The sequence below is a fragment of the candidate division WOR-3 bacterium genome (genome assembly GCA_016926475.1).
Lineage (GTDB): Bacteria > SDB-A > SDB-A > SDB-A > SDB-A > JAFGIG01.
Map to the genome: position 1 here is coordinate 1 of JAFGON010000054.1, position 21945 is coordinate 21945.

Consider the following 21945-nt stretch of genomic DNA (forward strand, 5'->3'; position numbering starts at 1 on the left):
CTGGTCATTGCCTGGTTAAGTGATACAACAAGATGTTTTGATATTTCTCCCAGCAATTCCATGTTTTTTGAGTTGTCGGAAGGGAAATCCTTTTCGGTCAGCTTTTCCGCCATGTTTGAAACAATAGCTGAAACATCTCCGTATTTCGATCCCTCGCACGCTATCAGTGACAGAATTCTAAGGTAGACGCTTTTTTCAGGATTTATTCTTCCTATTGTCTTCGTCAAAGTTGTATAAAAAATGCTCCAATTTTCTGATGGGATGTCTTGTCCTTCGTTTATAGCCTTGAGTGCCAAACCGATTTTTTCTGTTTTCTCGCGAAAGGTTTCAACGCATTCCAAGGCTTTTTGCTCGTCGCCAGAAATCAACGCCTGGATGAATTTCCTTTCAAAAACATAATTTTCATCGGACATTTTGTCGAAATGGGATATTCCAGGTCGGGTATCATCAACCGCTGCGCTCAAGTCTTTCGACATTTGAAAAAGCGTCTGGAACCTCAGTCCGAAAAAAGTTATCTTGTCGGCTATTTCGAAAGCTTTTTCTTTCGCACCTTTTTGATGAAGATTTTTCGCGATGTAGGACATAGCGGCAGATCTGTATATGTTGTCGGGCATGTTTTCAGCGATCTCAAGAGCTTTTTGGGTCTTGTTTTCCAAACAAAGAATTTTTGATATTTCGGACATTGCGTAGGACCTCATCTCATGATTGTCCGCAGGTATTCTTTCGAGGATCCTAAGACCTTCTTCTAATTTGTAAACGGAAATTTTTACGGCGATTTCAGCCGTCGTTTTATTCTTCAGGTATACATCCTTAATTTGATCTGCGATTCTCAGTGACCGGTTCAAAGATCCTGTTTCTCCTTTCGCTATCCTTTCAGCGTAGGATATCGCTATAAACGAAAGTGCTGAAAACTTTTCGTTGAGTTCTTCAATCTCTTGGGCTAACGACTCGGACTCTTCAAAAAAACCCATAGAAGCCTTCTTCTTAGCGATGATTGAAAGAATCGCAGGTTTGTTCTGGATGTCTTCATTCGACACGATAATTTTAAGCGCCTCTGAAGGGTCTCCTGTTTTAGCTACCAACAAAGCGATTTCAGATATTTTTTTAGACCTTTCTTCGGAATCGGACAATTTTTCCGCAAGAGTGATCGCCGCTTCGGCGTTTTTCGAATAAATCAACTCGTCTATGACCCTGACGGCCATCTTGTCTTTTTCAACTGTTTCTATAGCTCCCAAAGTCAGCATTTTCCAAACATTTTCTGGTTTTTGAGTTTTTAAAAGCTCGCAAGTCCAGTAAGCCATAAACTTGCTTGAGAAAAAGAACTTCCAGTCGCCGATCCCTTCTGAAAGTTTTGAAAATATCTCCCTGAAAAGCGCGTCAATTTTTTTGTCGCAGTTTTCGGAATTTGAATCACCAACAGCAAGGGATAAAGTTGACAAAACGGATAGCCCGTAATATTTAAAATCGTCCAACCCGGATAAATTCGATATCGTTTCGATTATATCGTCAACTTTATAAATCTGAATTTTCGAAAAATATTCTCTGACATCGATTCCTTTGTAATTTTTGGACTCAGCGATCTTTTCAATGTAAATGAGAAGGGAAACAAGATCCTTTTCGTCATGGGCTTTTCTCGATTTTTGGCCAAGGTTCTTTTCAACTGCCAAAGAAGCCAGCCCAAACTGATAAGGAGCGACCGACGTTCCAAGTAAAAACCGAAAAACCGAAGATCTTGTATTTTTGCCCTCATATATTCGGTCTTTAGACAGATTTTCCCAAATCCACCTTGCTCTGATTTTCTGGCAAAATTCTTCGAAGGGAGAATCTTCCGTTTTTTCTCTCGATATAAGAGCATCCTCGAATTCCGAGACAATGTTTTCAATTTCGCCCTGACAATTATCAAGCAATTTTTTTTTAAAAATCCAATTATCCATTTCGTAGAGTGTTTCGCCTTTTTCGGCCACGATGGTCTTCAAGACACCGGAAAATGGTTTAAAAATATTTTCGGGCAAATCACCTCCGGCGATAAATGAGAGAAATTGAAATCTTACAGGAAAACCGCAAATGGCCAAAGTCAAAAGGGGTTTTAATGCCTCTTCAGCAAAGCCCTTTACCTTTTCGCTGATCAAAACACCGATCTCTTCAATAGAACAACAACTTTCCGCTTCTTTCCTCTCGCAAATTTCCAAAGCGGTGCTTATCATTCCGGCTTGGGCGGGACTGTCGACTTTTAATTTTATTATCAGATTTTCAAAAAACTCCCTGTGTTCAGGCCTGACAATATCTGAAACTCTCCAAAAATCCCCATTTTTCAAATCCAACCCCGTTGTTTCGAGCCCAGAGATTTGATTCTGCCAGAACTGGACGAGTTTATGTGGTCTGTATGAAAATAGATAACGGAGCCAAGTATTAGGTGGCGGCAAGAATGTGGTCAATTGAGGGTATTTTTCCAATCCATCTATGACAACAGTCAACAATGTATGATTTTCCATTTCGTCTATTGCATTATATCTATCATGCAACCTTTGAAGCTTTTCAATGATCTTCACTCCCTTATGAAAACCTCTCAGGCCGTATTTGTCGTCGAGAGTTTCAGAAAAGAAATCCAAAAAATCAAAAGGGTTTGCAATCATATTTATGCCGTTCAAGTCGTATCTTACTGTTTTGCCCAACAATTCTTGAACAGTCACTTCATGTAATATGTCGTCGAGAAGGCGCGATTTACCAGAGCCTGGTCCGCCTGTCAAAAAAAAGACCTTTTTATCTCCATGGAAAAAATCTAAAATATCGGTTTTCTTCTTCGAGTAAAAATCTGAAACTGCTTCGTTTTTAACCTTTTTTTTTCTCGCCATCAAATCTCCGCTAGGAAAAAATTGTATTATTATAAAGTAAAAAACAGAACCTGTAAAACCCGAAGAATCCGCTTAGATTTTCTGATTAAGTGGAAATTGTACTCAATCTTGAAAAAATCCAGATTACTGTTGATTGTCACACGCTTCTGACAGAGAACTAAAAAAAGCCGCCGACGCAGAAAACGAAACTGTAAGTATTTACCGTTTGGTCTCCGGCGTCTCTGTAATCGAAATCGAATGAAAGGTTTAGGTGTTCAGGATACGAAACTCCCCATGGAATACCTACTCCTGCTCCTGCGGACACACCATAACCGAAAGGTGAAAATCCGTCATAACCGAAATCCGTGTTGAATTTTACCTTTGAAAAACCGTTCAATACATGAAAGTAGGGTCCGGTGCCTATCGCTGAAAATGGATAAACAGCGAGATCGATTCCCAGGGTTCCTGCCAGAATTTCTGATTTTGCTCCGGAACCAAAAGCGCTCGATTGGTAATACCTGTCGTAGAAAAGGTTCATCATAAAACCCAGCGACGTTTTTTTGCTCAGCCAAGGAATATAAATGCCTGCTTTTCCTGAAAGGCTGTAATTTTTCAGGTCAAAATAAGAAATTTCATCGTCAATACCTGTCTTGAATCTCTCTGTATAAGCAGGTCTTGAATAACCGACTCCTATCATCCCGTAGTAATTCTTTATCCTCAAATCCACACCAGAAAAGGGGTTGGCAAAGCCGACAGCAGCAAAAGCAAATTGCGATAAAAATAGTAAAATTTTCATTTCTCTCCGTCTCTTGACTTGAAATTTTTCCAAACTTTGTTTATAACAAATATCCTTTAAACGCGCAAGCAAGATGAAAACATCAAAATTTTATTTTATAAACAGGATTATCTGATTTGAATAATTTTTTTTATGTGTTAAAATGTATAAAATAGTTGTTTTTTTGCCCTTAACTTATTTCTATTTTCGGAGGATATATGCCTGATAAAAAAATAGTGATGATAGACGGCAACACAGCCGCGGCTTACATCGCTCATGCCACCAACGAAGTGATAGCTATATACCCGATAACCCCCTCCTCCAACATGGGTGAATTGGCGGACGAATGGTCTTCAAAGAAAAAAACAAACATCTGGGGAAACGTACCTGTTGTCGTTGAACTGCAATCCGAGGGAGGAGCCTCTGGAGCCATACACGGTTCCCTGTCAGCGGGAGCTCTCACCTCTACTTTTACTGCCTCTCAGGGGCTGTTGCTTATGTTGCCCAACATGCATAAAATAGCGGGAGAACTTCTGCCGACTGTTTTTCACATAGCGGCAAGATCTCTTTCCTGTCAAGCCCTTTCGATTTTCGGAGACCATAGCGACGTGATGGCGGCGAGGACCACGGGTTATTCTTTTCTGTTCTCGGCTAATCCTCAGGAATCAATGGATATGGCTCTTATTGCCCAGTCAGCTACCTTGAAATCCAGGGTGCCTTTTCTTCACATATTCGATGGATTCAGAACATCCCATGAAATACAAAATGTTGAAGAAATTCCGTTTTCAGTTGTAAGCCAGATGATCGACAATAAAGATATTGAAAATTTCAGAAAAATCGCGTTGAATCCTGAAAAACCCACGATCAAAGGTACGTCTCAAAATCCCGATGTTTTTTTCCAGGGCAGAGAAACAGTCAACCCCTTTTACGTAAAAGTTCCCTCCATCGTCCAAGAGGCTATGGACAAGTTCCAAAAACTTACAGGAAGGCAGTATAAGCTTTTTGAATACATCGGCCATCCTGAAGCCGAGAGAGTTATGGTCATTATGGGTTCAGGGGCGGATGTAGCAGAAGAAACGGTACAATATCTATCCGAGAGAAAAGAAAGGGTAGGGCTTATCAAAGTCAGACTCTTCAGGCCTTTTGACAAAAAAACGCTCTTGTCAGTTCTACCCATCACCGCAAAATCTATGGCGGTTCTCGACAGGACAAAAGAACCCGGATCCGTAGGGGAGCCTTTATACACTGATATATCCTCGGCGCTCAACGAGCTCTCGGAAAGCGGCGAGATGAAATTCGCAAAACCAAAGGTCTATGGCGGAAGATACGGATTGAGTTCGAAAGAATTCACACCGGCTATGGTCAAAGGTATACTCCAGAACCTCTCAGAACCAAAACCAAAAAACCATTTCACGGTAGGCATAGTCGACGACGTTTCTAACACTTCTCTTCTATACAACCACGAATTCAGCATCGAGCATGACGGGTTCGAAGGCAAATTTTACGGCTTGGGTTCGGACGGAACCGTTGGAGCGAACAAAAACAGCATAAAAATAATTGGTGAAAATACAGGCTTTAACGCTCAAGGATTCTTTGTCTACGATTCCAAAAAATCAGGTGCGGTGACTGTCAGCCATCTGAGGTTTGGCGCTAAGCCGATTTTGAGCCACTACCTCGTTCACAGCCCTTCTTTCGTGGCAGTCCACAACCCTTCTTTCTTGGACAAATACGATGTCACTCAGGGGATTAAAAAAGGCGGGACGTTGCTTTTGAACACCCCTTACGATAAAAGCAGCGTATGGAGTTCTCTTACCAAGGAACTCCAATCCGACATAATAAAAAAAGACCTGAAAGTATACGCCATAGACGCCATATCCCTGTCGGAGAAAATAGGACTCGGAACGAGAATAAACACCATCATGCAGACCGCTTTCTTTGAAATATCTAAAATTCTCCCCAAGGATAAATACATGACAGCCATCGAAAATTCCATCAAGAAGACATACGGTTCTAAAGGAGAAAAAGTCGTCGAGATGAACATAAACGCTGTCAGAATGACTTTGGAAAATCTTTTTCAATTAGACATACCCCAGTCGGTCACTTCGACCAAAAAAAGAAAATTCGATATTCCTGACGACGCTCCTGAATACGTAAAAAAAGTCGCTCTTAAAATTTTTGAAATGAAGGGGGACGAAGTCCCCGTAAGCGCAATGCCCTGCGACGGAACTTTCCCAACAGGCACCACAAAATACGAAAAGCGCAATATCGCTGTAGAGATTCCTGTCTGGGATCCTGATTCATGCCTTCAATGCGCGACCTGTTCTTTCGTCTGCCCTCACGCCGCCATTAGGGTGAAACTCTACGACAGGAGTTATGCAGAAAAAGCGCCTCCTTCTTTTAAAAGCGTTCAATCGAAAAAACATTCCGACATGGTTTGGACAGTTCAGGTAGCGCCTGAGGATTGCACGGGTTGCGGACTCTGCATTGAAAGTTGTCCCGGAAGGCGCAAAGACGCAAAAGGCAACAGAACCGAATACCGGACGATTGAATTTGAAAACCTTCTCAAACACAGGGAGGAAGAAAAGGCCAACTTTGAATATTTCCTCTCGATACCACAGACGGATGAAAAATTCATCGACAGATCTTCACTCACGGGAACTCAACTTCTGCCGACAATGTTCGAATTTTCCGGTGCTTGTGCCGGGTGCGGTGAAACTCCTTACATAAAGCTCGTCACTCAACTATACGGAGACAGATCACTGATAGCCAACGCCACCGGATGTTCATCAATATACGGGGGCAACCTGCCTACCACGCCATACACAAAGAGAAATGACGGAAGAGGACCTTCATGGAGCAATTCACTTTTCGAGGACAACGCCGAGTTCGGGTATGGAATGTTCCTCGCTTCTGAAAAACTCAAAGAAACCGCTGTCGAAATTGCCTCTACAATGATTGAGGAAAAACATCCCCTCAAAGAAATTCTAAAAAACATAATGGACGAAAAACAAGACAACCAGATAAGCATCGAACTCGTCAGGGACTACATATCTCAACTCAGGAGACTTCTTCCCGAATACAAAGACGAAAAAAGCCAAAAGCTTTTGAACCTTCTCGATTACCTCGTCAAAAGATCCGTCTGGATATTCGGCGGCGATGGTTGGGCATACGACATCGGTTACGGCGGACTCGACCATGTTTTGGCGAGCGGCAAAAACGTCAATGTCCTCGTCCTCGACACCGAGGTTTATTCAAACACCGGAGGACAGATGTCCAAGGCGACGCCTCTCGCCGCCACAGCGAGATTTGCCGCGGCGGGAAAACCGTTGCCAAAAAAAGACCTCGGTCTTCTGGCGATGACTTACGGATACATCTATGTCGCTCAGATTGCTCTTCTTGCAAATTACAACCAGACAATAAAGGCGATAACCGAAGCCGAGAGCTACCCCGGACCTTCGCTGATAATCGCATACTCTCATTGCATAAACCACGGGATAGACATGCGCAAAGCGAGACAAGCTCAGTTAAAAGCCGTCAATTCCGGGTATTGGATCCTCTACAGGTACAACCCTCTTCTCTGTGATCAGAAAAAGAATCCTCTTGTCGTAGACGCTCCAAAAGAGATAAAAATCTCTTTTGAAGAATACGCCTACAATGAAAACAGGTACCGCTCTCTTTCAAATTCGATGCCGGATAGAGCGAAAATGCTTTTGGAAAAAGCTCAGGAGGCTGTCACGCGCAGATTCGAGTACTATAAAAAACTCGAAAATCTCGATGTATGCTGAGACACAAGTAATACTCCGAATTAAAACAAAACAGAAATTTTCTGCGCAACTTCCTCGAGAAAAGTTTTGTCTTCTTGTTTGAATGCGTTTTCCTTGTGCGAATCGATGTCAATTTCAGCTACGATTTTACCTTTTTTATAGACCGGGACGACTATTTCGGATTTGACCATGGGACTGCAGCTCAGGTAGTTTTCTTCAAATTTTACATTTTCGACGACAACAGTCTCTTTGTTCTCGAGCGCTCTGCCGCATACGCCTTTTCCTCGGGGTATGACCTTATGTTCAGTCGGTTCACCTCTGAATGGCCCAAGTTTTAAAGAACCGTCCGGCGTAGCTAAATAGAAGCCTGTCCAGTCATAATGGTTGAAATTTTCACAGAGTAAGGCGCAGACCTTATCCAGCTTTTCATTTGTTTCAATTGAGCTGGCGATGATTTTTTGAATTTCTTCCGCAGCATTTTTGAAAACTTGCATTATTGTTCTCCTTTATCTCTATGAAAATGAATTTCAAATCAAAAAACTACATTTACCATCTAACTCAGGCCTGAACAACATTTTCTTTGCCACATTTTCTGGTTTCTCAAATTGACTTACTTGACTTTGAATTGTTAGAATATTTAGATTCATGAATCCAGACACAAAAAAAACAGTCAAAGAATTTTTCAAACCATATTTTTGGGTTATTGTGACTGCTTTTCTTCTCGTCGGTATCGGAATAACCGCTGAACTTTCCATACCTTCTATGACCCAAAAAGCAATAGACCTTGGAATAGGAAAATCTGATGTCAGATACACCGTCTTCTGCGGCATTGTAATAATTGTTCTCGCTATCTCAAGGGCAATTTTTCAAAACTTCGCAAACATCCTATTCACTGGAGCGAGTTCAAGAGTGACAAGGGACCTTCGCTCATCTCTATTCAGACATGTTTTCTCACTCGAATTTTCCGACATCGACAAACTTCAAACCGGAAGGCTCATGACGAGGATATACAGCGATACTTCACAGATACGGCGTCTGAGCTCGTTTGGATTCAGGATGATGTTTCAGGGTTTATTTCTCATCATCGGCAGCAACATAATGATTTTTAGAATCGACAGTAAAATTGGTTTTATAGTTTTGGCTCTGACCCTTTTAAATGCTGTTTTCTTCACTTTTTTCTCAATTGCAGCCAAAAAAATATTTCTCGCGATACAAAACCAGTTAGGAAAGTTGAATTCCACAATCCAGCAGAATTTCTCCGGAATCAGTGTCGTAAAAATATTTTCCGCTGAACAAAGAGAAATCGAGAATTTCGACAAAGAATCTGAAAAACTGAAGAAATTGACAGTCAAGGTCGGCCGTCTGATGGGAACAGCTTTCCCTCTTTTCATGCTTGTTATCAACATCGGAATACTTCTTATTCTGCAAGTGGGCGGGACGGGAGTGGTGAACGAAAATCTTGAGATAGGGAAACTCGTCGCCCTGACTAATTACCTTTTTATGATAATGTTTCCGCTTATGATGCTTGGAATGTCCATGACTATTTTTGCGCAAGCAAGCGCTTCTTCTCAAAGGATCAGAGAAATCTTATCCATTCCCCTCAACGACAAAAAACCTGATTCCTCGTTTACAATTAAAAGAGGCAAGGTCAAAATACGCGGACTTGTGTTTTCTCATGAAAAGGACACAACTCTTTTAAATGGCTTGGACCTAGATATATATGAAGGAGAGACCCTGGGCATAATCGGTTTGACGGGTTCAGGCAAGACGACTCTTTTGAACTTGATATCAGGTTTTTACACTGCTTCGAAGGGGATCATTGAAATAGACGGAAATGATATCGAGTCTATACCAAAAAAAGAACTCCGGGAAAAAATATCAGTAGTATTTCAGAACCCGGTTCTTTTCAAAATGACCGTCAGGGACAACATCACATTCAGCTCAGAGAAAATCAAGGACGACGAACTCGAAGACATCTCTGAAATATCGGAACTTAACGACTTTGTAAAAACTTCAGAATACGGTTTTGACCTCGAGATAATGCCGAGGGGGATTAACGTCTCCGGAGGCCAACGTCAGAGAATCGCCATAGCAAGAGCTCTAGTCTCGAACAAGCCTCTCCTTTTATTGGACGATTCTTTCAGTTCTCTCGACAGAATTACCGAATCGAGGCTTCTCGATAAGCTTTTGAAATACAGAATTAATCTGACGTCGGTCATAGTTTCACAAAAAATTTCATCCATCAAAAAAGCCGACAGGATAGCTTTTCTTCACAACGGTAAAATTATTGCCCAGGGAGATCATCAGCAAATGATAAAGGAATGCGACCTTTACAGAGAAGTTTATCTTTCGCAGGGATACGAAATATGAGAGGCCAAAGAGCCAAAATTGAAAGACCTAAAAATACCAAAAACGCTTTTGTGACTCTATTTGAGAGCATTTTGCCTTACAAGTTTAAAATTATTTTCGTCCTCTGTCTTGTGTTCGCCACAGGAATAATATCTCTCTCCACCCCCTATTTCATCAAAATTGCTATCGACGACTATATACAAAAAGGAGACCTGCAGGGCCTTAAGCATTTGTCGATAGTGTTTTTCGCCGTCATAGTTCTACAGATGATTTTCAGCTATTTCCGCTCTGTCGAGACAGTGACGATATCACAAAGCGTCTTGAAAGACATAAGGGTCAAAATATTCACCCACATTCAGAATCTCGTCTTCGACGTACTGGACAAAATGAAAAAAGGCGACGTGTTATCGCGGATAAGCAACGACGTAGAGAACGTCAACAATTTCCTTTCTCAAGGTTTTTCAGAGATTTTAAGCAACCTCGTTTTCGTCACAGGGACCCTTATCGCCATGTTCTTGATAGATTGGAAACTAGCCTTTCTCGGACTTTCCATGATTCCGATAATTTTGTTGGTCACATTTATCGTCGCTAAAGTGACTAGAAAAGTCTACAGAGAAAACCAAGCAGTGGCTGGAGAGATGAGTGCGTTTTTGGAGGAAAACCTTAGCGGGATAAAGACAATAAAATCATTCGGAAAAGAAAAAGACTACATAGCAAAATTTGAAGTGTTAAACGCGAGAGCGAGAAAAATTGAAAACAGGGCTGAATTGCTTTCTTTAATCCTTCCCCCGACCCTGCATGCCCTCGGCGCAGCGAGCATAGGAATGATTGTTCTCGGCGGCAGTGTCCTGATCATAAACGGACATACCACCATCGGAGCGCTCGCAGGAATAATAGCATATACGAGAAGATTTTTTCAGCCGTTCAGAGCCATGGCTGAGCTTTACAATCAAATGCAGTCCGCCCTTGCCAGCTCAGAGAGGATAAGTGAAGTATTCAAGAATTTGACGGAAAACTATGCCCTTTTTTCCGAAGTGAAAACATCCGAAAACAGAGAATTAGTTTTCAAGGATGTAGACTTTGCGTATCCCAAAGGGCCGAATGTTCTCAAAAATATAAACTTAACGGTTGAAAGGGGAAAGACCATCGCCCTTGTAGGGCCTACAGGCGCGGGTAAAACTACAATAGTTAAGTTGATTTCGAGATTCTACGAACCGCAAAAAGGGACAATCGAATTCGGAGACAGAAATATTTCAAAAATCCCTCTTAAAAATTACCGTGATAATTTCAGCATAGTATTGCAGGATCCATTCATCTTTTCCAGGAGCATCCTCGAAAACATAAAATACGGAAAACCAGAAGCATCTTTTGAAGAAGCCGTCAACGCGGCTGGAATCGCTGGGATAAAAGACTTTATCGAGAAACTGCCCGAGCGATATGACACTATTATCTCGGAAGATTCTACAAACATTAGCGCAGGTCAAAAACAGCTCTTATCCATAGCAAGAGCTATTCTTTCCGACAGAGACATTCTCATACTCGACGAAGCTACGAGCAATGTAGACACATGGACGGAAAAGACCATCCAGGAAGCAGTCTCCAAAATAAGCAGAGAAAAGACATCAATAGTAATTGCCCATAGGCTTTCCACCATAAAAAACGCGGACTACATCCTCGTAATCGACGGTCACAAGATAATAGAAAGGGGCGACCATCGGGAGCTGATGTCGAAAAAAGGCTACTATTACGAGATGTACATGTCGGGTTTATAAAGGAGGGAGAATGAAAATAATTCTTTTTGCGCTGACGCTTTTGTCAACCAACCTTTTTTCAAGCGTCGATCCTTTCTTTTCCACTGGATCAATCGACCCCTTCGATAAAAATTACCTGGAAACCATAGGGACAGACGTCGAGGGTCTCAAAGCTAAAGCGCTCGAATATTACAGGCAAGGCGACTACGAAAACGCCGCGAGGTATTACATAAGTACCGTTTCGCACAGCTATGACGACGCCGTCAGTTTATACAACCTGGCATGCTGTTACGGTCTTCTCGGGAATGCCGAATTCGCGGCACGATGCCTTCAACTGTCAGTTAGAGCGGGATTTCAAGACACAGAACTAATTAGAGGTGACACCGATTTCGAAAACGTTTTATCCGATACACTGTTCGTCAAAACAAGGGATTCCCTTCTGCTTTCAATAGAAATTTCGTTGAATTCCGAAGGCAACCAAATCTGGTTTGAGGTCGCGACATTTCTGGATTCACGCGTATATTATCCTCCTTATTTTAATCCCGAAACCGGTTTCAACCTAATTGTCGGTCTTCATGGTTTTGGCGGAAATCCAGAATCATTCCTGAAACTTGTGGACAGATTCAAAGACAGAAATTTCATATTCATCTGTCCGAGAGCTCCTTACCTCGCTTATCCGGGCAGAATTCCCGGGTACGGATGGTTTCTGAGAGACGATTCGAGACCGGAATACTGGGACAATACTCTCAGAACAAGTGTAAACTACGTCTGCGATGTAACCGAGAAAGTTAAGTCTTATTACAACATAGAAAAAACATTCTTGATGGGATTTTCCCAGGGTTGCGGTCTTGCATACATGGCCGGTCTGACCAATCCAGAAATGTATGACGGATTGATATGCTTCGGAGGCTGGCTCGATACTTCTTTCGTCACCCCGGAACAAATATCCTCTGCTGAAGGTAAAGTTGAAATTTTCATCGCGCACGGACTGAACGACAGAGTTGTTGAAATCAAAAACGCAAGAGAGGCTTTCGAAATACTGGACTCTCACGGATTTGACGTCACTCTTTTCGAATTCGACGGAGCTCATTCTGTCCCCGAAGAAGCCGTTTTACAAGCAGAAAACTGGATTCACAAAAAACGATGACCATCACTTTTTCATATCTGAAGGACAATTCCCGCTGATACGTAATTTACCAGAGTAAAGTTGTAGACTTCGTCGTTGTCTGCCCCTCCCTCCAAAACTCTGTAACCGGCTTTAAAACCGAGGTCATCTGCTGGAGAGTATAAAACACCGAAGAAAATATCTTCTGCTCTTCCCTGTGGAGCCGCCAATGCATCGCCGTCCATCACAAGGTCTACCTGCCGGCCAAGAGAGAAATCCAGTCTGAAATTGACGAGGGGCACAAATCCTGTGTTTTTCTTGGAAGCTTCTTTTGCTCCATCGGTCAGCCTTATCTCAGCGTCCCTTATTTTCCCTGTCAGCCCAGCCCCTGCAGAAAATCTGCCGTTGTCGTAAAATTCATACCTGTAAGTAATCCTGTAGGAATCAAACCTGTAGTTCCCTGTCAAAGGGACTCCTCTTTCGAAAACTTCCCCTTCGTAGAGGATGTCTCTGTTTGGGGCACCCACAGCTTTTATTCGTAATGGCGCGAATAAAAGCGAGATAAAATGTCTTTCTCCTAATTGCCTTGAAAACCTCAGCCTGGTGAAGAAAGTGGCGTCAGGAGACAAGTCGTCTTGAAGAGAAAACAGGGTTCCTGAGTTCCCGGGAATCCTGACGTCGTTGTATCCCGTGAAAGCCATGCCGGCTTCAAAATCTATTTCGTATTGAGATAAAAGGTTCCCTGAAAAGAGAAAACTTAACAACAAAAACATTCTCATTTTTGACTCCTTTTGAAAGCTCTGCTAAAAATATTTATTACCAAAGAATTTCTTTCAGGTCAAAATCTGTTTCTGCTTTGACGAAGCCACTTTTTATTATATATTTACATTACAAAACAAAAAAACATAGGAGTTAACATGCCGGTATTAACATTTTTAATGATAATTCAGGTGTTTCAATCTACTCTTCCAAACGGACTTAGAGTCGTCCTTGAGGAAGATCATTCTTCGCCGATAACCACCGTGAGAATTTTCATGGATCAAGGATCTATCTACGAAGGCTTCAACACTGGAAGAGGGCTTTCGCACTTCTGTGAACACATAGTCAGCGGCGGCTCGACAGAATTCAGAACGGAAGACGAATACAGAGAAATGGAGATGAGATTCAACTCCAGGTCTAACGCCTATACTTCATGGGAAGTCACCTGTTATCACCAGACTGTTCCTTCAAGGTATTCCGACTCGGTCGCAATGATGCTGATGGAACAAGTTTTTTCTTGCAGTGTCGACACTTTTGAAGTCAGGAGAGAACACGGCGTCATACATCATGAAATTCTGACCTCGGACACTCCGGACGAAAGAATTTGGAGGGCGGCTTTCGTTTTTTTCTTCGGCAACCATCCTATTTCAGTGCCGATTCTCGGGCAAGAAGACGCCATGCTCGCGATTACACAAGAACAACTTGTAAGTTTCTACAAAACCCATTATTCACCTGGTAATGCAGTTCTCGTAGCCGTCGGAGATTTCGAAACTTCCCAGCTCTACGATTTTATTTTACACGAGTCCGAAAAGTTTCCGGGAAGAGCTTATGAACCTTCTACAACCCCTTCAACCCCCATATACACACACCCGAGAACCGACACTTTTTTCGATGAAATCCCCAACCCTCTTTGTTATTTGATGTGGACAGGGTGCCAGGAGACAAAACCTGAATATACAGCCCTTTCTGTCATATCAGAGTACCTGACAGGCGGACAATCATCACATCTTGAAAATATACTCATAGATGAAAAAGAACTCGCTTATGAGGTCTGGAGTTATAACATGGGTTTGAGAAGAGCCGACGGCGCTTTCATAATTTCCATCTCTTCAGAAGACCCTAAAAAACTTCAAGAGGGAATCGAAATAGTCCAGTCTGAATTAGATAAAATCGCAAGAGGCGGAATAGACGAATCGAGATTGACCAGAACAAAAAATCTACTTCGATACGCTCTTTTGAAAGACTGGACGGCGTCAATGAAGTCAGGACTCATAGGCGATGGAATTCTTACAGCAAACGACCCTCTGTATTTTCAAAAGACATTAGAGAATATTTCCGGTGTATCAGCCCAGGATATCTCAAAAATCGCCCTCTCGATGCTGTCTTCAGAAAAAAGACAGACGTTTTTTGCTTTCCCATCCGAATACAATCAAATCACTGGAATTTACGATACTTATACAGGCGCCATCCCCTTCGTCATCTACGAGGGCGCTGGAACACCCGCTATAATTTCCCAGAGAGATTCTTCTTCTCTTTATGTCTCCTTGCAGGTTGCTTTCGGAGGCGGCAGTTCTATCGATCCCCTCGGAAAAGAGGGCGCAATGGAAATGCTTTCTGAAATTCTCGGTTTGAGGACCAAATCCTTTGATTTAGATGGTTTTAAAGAAAAAATGGATGAACTCGGGATATCGAGAAATTCAAGATGCTACGACAACTATTTAGTCATCAACTACGATTTTCCGCTGGAAAATTTCAAAAAAGCGATGGAGTTGATAGGAGAAGCCATTTCATATCCCGATTTCTCGGATAAATCCCTGAGCGACATAAAAAAAGACATGCTATACAAACTCGACCAGAACAACACGAATCCCAACTACAGGCACAATGTATTTTACACGTCAAAGCTCTACCCCGAAAACACATACGGAAGGTGCCAAGACGAAGTTTCAATAAACAGTATCGAAGAATCCGACCTAAGAGCTTTGTTTGACAAAATATTAGTAGGCAAAAACGTCGTTGTATCTCTATCGGGCAACGTCTCCCCCGAAGACATTCTCGCTTCTGTAGAAAGCCGCTTTCCTCATCTTCTTCAGGGCGCTTCACTCGCCATGCTCCCCCCATCTGAAATACAATCCCTCATGGACGACAGTTTGATTTACGAATTTCAGCAGACTCTTGTAACTTTGGCTTTTCCTACTGTCCCCTGGAATCATCCGGACATGCCTGTTTTATACGTCATCGATGAGTTGATGTCCGGACCTAATTCAAGGATTCACGAAGCTCTCAGGGGAAGACAGGACCTGGTCTACTGGGGTTGGGGCTACCAGGAGAGCTTCAGCGACATAGGCTCGTTTGTTTTTATTGCCCAGACCAGCCTAAAAAATGAAGACAAAGTCAAAAACGCTTTTCTTGAAGAAATCAATCTCGTAAAATCCGAGCTTCTCAGCGGAGAAGAGCTTGCAAACCTGAAAAATAGCATCTTCGCGAGTTGGGATATGACGTCCCAAAATCCTTTTTCAAAACTCACAAGGCGTTCATATCTCTATCTCTCCGGTTTAGAAATCGACTATTACGAGGATGATTTCAAGTCAAGAATTCAAGAAGTCACTTCTGAGGACGTAAGAAACGCCGCGCTGAAATATTTTGACGGAGGACATTGGTTTGTTTCAAGACCCGATGAGAGCAGTTATTGAGCTTTTTGTTGGAGTTTGATGAAAAACCTCATCCCTTATTTAGTTAAAAAGAAGTTTTCCGAAGGCAAAACCCACGGCGACCTGGATTGTTATGTTTTACTGGCAGACCTGACCGGTTTTTCTGGAGTGACAGACAGATGTCTGAAAATGGGCAAAAAAGGCTGTGAAAAGATAAAGGACCTTTTATCTTTGGCTTTCGACTCTTCAATAAATGCAGTGTACGACAGCGGAGGTTTCATAGAAGCCTTTGCCGGCGACGGGTTTACCGCGTTGTTTGACAAAAATTCATGTGAAATTGAAAATATTTTTAAAGCGGCATCTGAAATATCGAACACCCTGGTAGAAGACGGACTCGACAGCATGACTTTCAAGATAGGCTTGTCGGCGGGTATCTGTTCTTGGAAAATCATCGAAACACATTACCAGATAACTTATTTCTTTGAAGGGGAAGGCATAGAGAGGGCTGCATATTTCAAGAGCAGAGCGTCTCCCCGCGAAGTTATTGTCGATTTCAGACTCATAAAAGAAGTCAAAAACAAGGATTTGATTGTAAAGAAAGGAGAAAATTTTCTCCTTTCTCAAAAAGCCAGGTTTGACCCAAAGGAAAATCTTTATACCCCTCTTTCCGGAGCTCCATTCGACGAGACTCCTTGGATAAATCCCGCCCTCGTTTCAGAGGGCGGCACAGCGGAGTTCAGGGACGTAGTCTCGCTTTTCATTTGCTTTGAAAGGTCAAACGATTCACTATACGGACTCAGAAAGATAGCGGAACTGTCTTACGAAAACGGCGGGTACCTAAACAAGATCGATTTTGGCGACAAAGGAGGGATTGCTCTCGTCCTGTTCGGCGCTCCCTGTGAAATAGAAAAAAAATACACACGCGCCGCTGACTACGCATTGTCATTGAGAAGAATTCATAAATTCGAAAATAAAATCGGAATTTCATGCGGCAAGGTTTTCTGCGGTTTCATTGGAAACGAAAAGCGTTCGGAATATACCGTCCTGGGAACCGCGGCCAACGTTTCATCGCGCCTCGCCGAAAAAGCTTCAAACCGAGAGATATTGATGGACGAGTCATTTTCAAAGAAAATTTCAGACAATTTCAAAACATATCCGGTCGGAGAAGAAAATCTACGAGGGATGAAAGGAAATACGAAAATACTCGGTTTGAGTTCCAAAAAAAGAGGTGAAGACGCAAAGAAAACGGAAAAAGCTCCATTCACCGGAAGAAAAAACGAGATATCCGCCCTGAAGTCAATCGCAAACGCCGTTTTCACATCAAAAAAATCTCATTTCGTTGTTTTGTCTGGTCAAACCGGTATTGGTAAAAGCAGGCTTATAGAGGAATTCAACCTTTCTTTCTCCGGGTGCGATTTTAAAATAATCGAAATCGTATGCGATGATGTCCTGAGAAAACCATTCAGCGCTTTGAAAGGCTACTTGAAAACTGTTTTTGAATTTTCAGAAAACGATAATGAGTTTTTAAACAGGGTCCGTTTTGAAGACATTTTATTTAGAAAAATCAACAAAGCCTTAGAGAGCGACGACAAAGAGACTTCTGAGAAGATATCTCTTTCTTCGGAATGTTTTTCATTCTTTTTGGGCTTCGACCTTGAAAATAGCGAGTTCCAAATTTTAGACGCCAAGACCAAATACAGGATATGTTCAAGAGCTCTCAAAGATCTTTTACTTTTCGAATGCTCCGAAAAACCGACAATTTTGGAAATTTTCAACTCAGATAACATGGACGAAGACTCTCTTGCCGTGATCAGCGACCTGACAATTCCCCTGAAAACAACTCAGACAATGGTCGTTTTTGAAACCAGAGACCTTTCTTTCGGGGACAGGATAAAGCTATTTGACCAAACAGAAAACACCAAGATAAATTTATCTAAACTGTCCCACGGTGAAAGCGAAAGTCTTTTGAGGATATTCATGGATATATACGGAAGGCAAAACGAATCCGTCTTGTTCAGCGACGAACATTACAACATAACAGAGGGCAATCCTCTTTACCTTGAAAACCTAGCGAGAACTGTCACGAGTGAAGATTCTCTTTCGGATCCCTCTTCGTTAATAGGTTTTCTTTCCGACCCCCCGGACCTTTCGAGTCTCATACTCTCAAGGTATGACAGGTTTCCCAAAAGTATAAAAGAGGCGGTTCGGGTCGCTTCCGTCCTTGGAGTTTCGTTCACAGATGGATTGTTCGAGTCTGTTTTCAAAGAATTGTTTCCTGAATTCAAATCGCGGGATTGCCTGCAAAACGCGCTTAGCAATGATGTGTTTAAAAAGACGACAGAAGGATACTCGTTTTCGAGCGCGTTGATGAGGGAAATTGTCTACGGCATTCAGATGAATCCCTTCCTTTCAAAAGCGCACTTCCTTGCTGCCGAATACCTGCAGAGAAAAAAATCAGTGGACAAGTTGTCTCTCGAAGAAATCGCCAAACACTATATAGCAGCCGAAAAGTTCCGTGAAGGGGCAACAGTCCTGTTGGAAGCGGCAAAATCGTTATACGGCCTTTACCTCAACCACAGAGCGCTCGCCTGCCTTGATAATGCACAAGAAATCTGCACCAAAGACAATACATCCTTGGAAAATTTTGAGATTCAGTATTATAAAGCTTCGATTTACAGGCTGACTGGAAAATGGGTCGGCGCTAAATCTTGCGCTCAAAAGTGTCTTTGGACTGCCCATAGGCATAAAATGCCAAAAGAGTATTGTCTTGGTCTCGACATTTTGGCCTCTCTCGAGAGAAATTCCGGAAACACTTTAAAAGCATTGAACATCGCCAAGAGGGGATTGAAAATAGCCGAATCGATAAAAGACGATTTTATGACCTCGATCATGGAAACCTCTTTGGGTCACACCCTGTTTAGAAGGGGGGACTACCAGGAAGCTTTAGCCCGTTATTCAAATTCCCTATCCCTGTCAAAAGACGATAAACTTCTTAAATCCAAAATTTTAAACAACATCGCCAACATCTGGGCTGAAATCGGAAATTTCGAAAAATCTCTTGAATTCTACACAGAATCCCTCAAATTGTGCAGAGAGAATCGGGATATAGCAACCGAATCAGTTGCTCTTTTAAACATTGGAACCATTTTCCACTCTCTTGATGAATACGAAAAAGCCATGGACTCGTATTCCAAGGGCTTGGCTCTGAAAAATATTTACGGAGATGAAGACGGCATTCTGATTTTGAAAAGCAACATGGGCTCCGTCCAGGAAGCCATTGGTGATTTTAAAAAAGCTTTAGAGCTTTTCAAAGAAAGCGCCGAAAAGGCGAGAGAAATAGGCGACGGCAGAAGTCTTTCAATCGCCCTTGTAAACATGGCAGGGGTTCATAAGGACCTAAATGAAATAGAAGAAGCCGAAAAACTATACACAGAAGCCATAGAGATTTCAAAGAAAACAGGTTCAATATACAACTTGAGCAATTCTTTCTACCAACTCGCAGATTTGAATTTCGAGAAAAAAGATTACAACAAATCTGAAACCTATCTGGAACGAGCCCGTGGGCTGGCTTTAAAAGTCGGCAGAAAAAACGTTCTGGAAAACTGTGAAATTCTCGGGCACGCGCTGGATTATGTGAAGGGCAAATCTCCCGACAGAGCTATTTCAGAGCTCGATAAAAAACATCTGCTTTCAAAAGACAAAAAAGTTAAAGCCGATATATCCTACATAATTTTCCAATTGACAAAAAATCCCCGAAAGGCGGAACGGGCTTTAAAAGAGTACTCTGCCTTGTCGAAAATGTCGAAAAACGTGCTGTATAAAAACAGAAAAGAAGAAATCCAAAATTTTCTTGCTTCAAAGTCTGACGAGGAGGATAGATGAAAATCAGCCAAGAGATAGTCCAGGGATTCCACAGAAAGACAGCTCAGGAGCTTTTCAATTACGTCTGGGAACTTCTGGACAAGACCGAAAGAACCGAAAAGGAAAACAGAATCATGATACACGCAGCACACGCTTCTCTTTTTCATTGGCTTCAGGTTGGAGACGCCGAAAACGAGTTCATAGGAGAATGGCAGATATCAAGAGTTTACAGCACTCTGAATAAAGGAGAATCGGCTTTATACCACGCCAAGATTTCTCTTGAGGTCTGCGAAAATAATAAATTCACAGGTTTCAACCCCGCCTGCGCTTACGAAGCTCTCGCAAGGGCTCATTGGGTTCTCAAAGACAGGGAAAACGCGTCGAATTTTCTTAGAAAATCTGTCGAAGAGAGTAAAAAAATCACAGACGAAGAAGAAAAAAAACTGATCGACGGAGATATAGAGAATCTTTCAACACTTGTAAACCGCGATTAGTATCAGATCACTGGGACAGAAGTTGACCTTTTGCATGTCTTTTATCGAAAACCACTTGCATTTTCTTTTCGACAGCCCCTTTTCAAAATCAATTTTATCCTTATCGCCGGAAGTCTTATCGAGCTCTCCGAGAAAAAAAGCTTCCAATGTAAAGCTGTCACCGGTTTTGAATTCTTTCAGCCCCAACAACCTTTTTATGCGGACTTTAATCCCTGCCTCTTCATAAGCCTCTCTTTTCGCGCACTCAGACAGAGCCGACAGTTCATCCTTGCCCGTTTCAGATACATCCTGGGGCTCTAAACCACCTCCGGGAGGGATCCACAGTTCAGTCTTGCTTTTTTTGCTCTTGACGAGCAGGACCTTCCCATCTTCAACTATGACCACGGCTGATCTAACTCTTACTTCCAAATCTCCTCCTCACCATTGACGATTTTTAGATTTTGTATAATATGTTTTAGATAAATTGTCAACTTTCAAAAAAACTACAATAAAAACGGCGCATGAAACGTCTTATAAGCAAAAGGTATGAAATGAACCAGATTTTAATACAAAAATTCAAGGACGAGAAAGCAAAGCTTTTTTCCTACATAAAATCGATGGTTGACGATTCCGACGAAGCCCAAGATATACTGCAGGACGTTTTTTTATGCGCTCTTCTCAATTTTGACACAATAAAATCCATTGAAACTTTGACTTCTTGGCTATTTGCTGTGGCTCGAAACAAAGCCCTGGATTATTTCAGAAGAAAAAAAAACACAGTCGCCGATCTCGAACTTGAGGACTTGATCGATGACAGGAGCCAGGACATCGACAGCGAGGTCAAAATTGAAGTTTTCACCGACAGAGTTTCAACCATTTTGTCGTCTATGCCTGAAAACCTTAGAAGCGTATTTTTGTATCACGAAATCGAGGGCATGACATTTAAGGAAATTTCAAATTTAACAGGGATCCCAATCAACACTTTACTGACGAGAAAAAGAGAGGCTTTAAAATACATTCAGAAAAAAATAAAAATATACAAGGAGGATTTATGTTCTTGAGGTTCTTCAAAAACAGAATACTTTGGGTCGTCGGAGGGATCCTTTTCGCGGCTGTTTTCGCCCTTTTAGGGGGTTTGTTCGTCAAAATCCTCTGGAACTGGCTCATGCCCTGCCTTTTTTCACTGCCGAGGATCTCATACTGGCAAGCCTGGGGTCTGGTCATCCTCTCTCAAATTCTTTTCAAACAAACCGAACATCACTTCGGCAGCAATTCAAGAGAAGATAGGCATCGTAAAATAAGAGATAAACTTCGTGACAAATTTCCCGAAAATTTCGAGCAGTCTTAAAAGCGGCTAAGGAAGCCGCCTTTTATTTTGCCGGATCCAAGACCCTGCCCATGAATAGGACCAGACCGTTTTCCCTCTCCCTTATGACATAGATGAAAGGTCTGTCCGCTTTGAAATATATCCTCTGGACAGGGGCAGAAGAAGTTCTCTCCATCACAACCGCTGTCGCCGCGGCGGCTTCCGTGCCTTCTTCGTCAACGGCTATGTAGGCCTGATGTATGACCTTGCTTATGTAGAGGTCCATAGTCCCCGTCATGCCTGAAAAATCAGCGCCGCCA

The 21945-nt window shown here is 42.2% G+C and carries 15 protein-coding genes; 9 read left to right on the forward strand and 6 right to left on the reverse strand.

Annotated features, from left to right (window positions below; genetic code table 11):
- Together JXA84_05285 and JXA84_05290 are read right to left on the reverse strand one after the other, a co-directional pair.
- Positions 1-2852, reverse strand: a 2852-nt coding sequence (locus tag JXA84_05285; GenBank protein MBN1150617.1) for a hypothetical protein, incomplete at its 3' end; no start/stop codon positions are given.
- Positions 2853-3009: 157 nt separating this feature from the next.
- Positions 3010-3627 carry a hypothetical protein gene (locus tag JXA84_05290; protein MBN1150618.1) on the reverse strand — a complete coding sequence of 206 codons (618 nt, stop codon included), beginning with the start codon at positions 3625-3627 and terminating at the stop codon, positions 3010-3012.
- Between the two features lie 197 nt (positions 3628-3824).
- On the opposite strand from JXA84_05290, the gene nifJ reads away from it, so the two are divergent.
- The gene (gene nifJ, locus JXA84_05295; GenBank protein ID MBN1150619.1) at positions 3825-7391 is read left to right on the forward strand and encodes a pyruvate:ferredoxin (flavodoxin) oxidoreductase; all 3567 of its coding nucleotides are present in this window, start codon (positions 3825-3827) and stop codon (positions 7389-7391) included.
- Between the two features lie 20 nt (positions 7392-7411).
- Here the strand turns inward: nifJ and JXA84_05300 are convergent, their stop codons facing one another.
- On the reverse strand, positions 7412-7864 hold the full coding sequence (locus tag JXA84_05300; GenBank protein ID MBN1150620.1) for a GAF domain-containing protein: 453 nt from the start codon (positions 7862-7864) through the stop codon (positions 7412-7414).
- Positions 7865-8015: 151 nt separating this feature from the next.
- Here JXA84_05300 and JXA84_05305 point away from each other — a divergent pair, with 151 nt between their 5' ends.
- From JXA84_05305 to JXA84_05315, 3 genes are read left to right on the forward strand one after another with little or no spacing between them, the layout of a single operon-like run.
- Positions 8016-9740, forward strand: a complete 1725-nt coding sequence (locus JXA84_05305) for an ABC transporter ATP-binding protein (GenBank protein MBN1150621.1) — start codon at positions 8016-8018, stop codon at positions 9738-9740.
- Positions 9737-11491, forward strand: a complete 1755-nt coding sequence (locus JXA84_05310; GenBank protein MBN1150622.1) for an ABC transporter ATP-binding protein — start codon at positions 9737-9739, stop codon at positions 11489-11491. Before JXA84_05305 ends, JXA84_05310 begins: the two co-directional genes overlap by 4 nt.
- A 10-nt stretch (positions 11492-11501) precedes the next feature.
- Complete coding sequence (locus tag JXA84_05315) at positions 11502-12617, forward strand: hypothetical protein (GenBank protein MBN1150623.1); 1116 nt, start codon at positions 11502-11504, stop codon at positions 12615-12617.
- Between the two features lie 11 nt (positions 12618-12628).
- Here the strand turns inward: JXA84_05315 and JXA84_05320 are convergent, their stop codons facing one another.
- Positions 12629-13354 (reverse strand): hypothetical protein, encoded by a 726-nt coding sequence (locus tag JXA84_05320; protein MBN1150624.1) that lies wholly within the window; start codon positions 13352-13354, stop codon positions 12629-12631.
- A 138-nt stretch (positions 13355-13492) separates the two neighbouring features.
- Here JXA84_05320 and JXA84_05325 point away from each other — a divergent pair, with 138 nt between their 5' ends.
- Genes JXA84_05325 through JXA84_05335 form a run of 3 tightly spaced genes read left to right on the forward strand, consistent with a single transcriptional unit; the run spans position 13493 to position 20340 of the window.
- Entirely contained in the window at positions 13493-16027 is a 2535-nt protein-coding gene (locus tag JXA84_05325) for an insulinase family protein (GenBank protein ID MBN1150625.1), read from the forward strand.
- 18 nt (positions 16028-16045) lie between these two features.
- A complete protein-coding gene (locus JXA84_05330) occupies positions 16046-19867 on the forward strand; it encodes a tetratricopeptide repeat protein (protein MBN1150626.1) in 3822 nt (1273 codons plus the stop codon).
- Positions 19864-20340 (forward strand): hypothetical protein, encoded by a 477-nt coding sequence (locus JXA84_05335; GenBank protein ID MBN1150627.1) that lies wholly within the window; start codon positions 19864-19866, stop codon positions 20338-20340. Before JXA84_05330 ends, JXA84_05335 begins: the two co-directional genes overlap by 4 nt.
- Here JXA84_05335 and JXA84_05340 read toward each other — a convergent pair.
- The gene (locus tag JXA84_05340; GenBank protein MBN1150628.1) at positions 20317-20748 is read right to left on the reverse strand and encodes an NUDIX hydrolase; all 432 of its coding nucleotides are present in this window, start codon (positions 20746-20748) and stop codon (positions 20317-20319) included. The two genes, JXA84_05335 and JXA84_05340, sit on opposite strands and share 24 nt — an antisense overlap.
- Positions 20749-20840: 92 nt before the next feature.
- Between JXA84_05340 and JXA84_05345 the strand changes: the two genes are divergently transcribed.
- Complete coding sequence (locus JXA84_05345) at positions 20841-21380, forward strand: RNA polymerase sigma factor (GenBank protein ID MBN1150629.1); 540 nt, start codon at positions 20841-20843, stop codon at positions 21378-21380.
- Positions 21371-21667: a hypothetical protein gene (locus JXA84_05350; protein MBN1150630.1), complete on the forward strand. Its 297-nt coding sequence runs from the start codon at positions 21371-21373 to the stop codon at positions 21665-21667. The genes JXA84_05345 and JXA84_05350 overlap by 10 nt, the downstream gene beginning before the upstream one ends.
- 22 nt (positions 21668-21689) lie before the next feature.
- On the opposite strand, the gene JXA84_05355 is transcribed toward JXA84_05350, so the two are convergent.
- Positions 21690-21945, reverse strand: a 256-nt coding sequence (locus tag JXA84_05355) for a serpin family protein (GenBank protein ID MBN1150631.1), incomplete at its 5' end; no start/stop codon positions are given.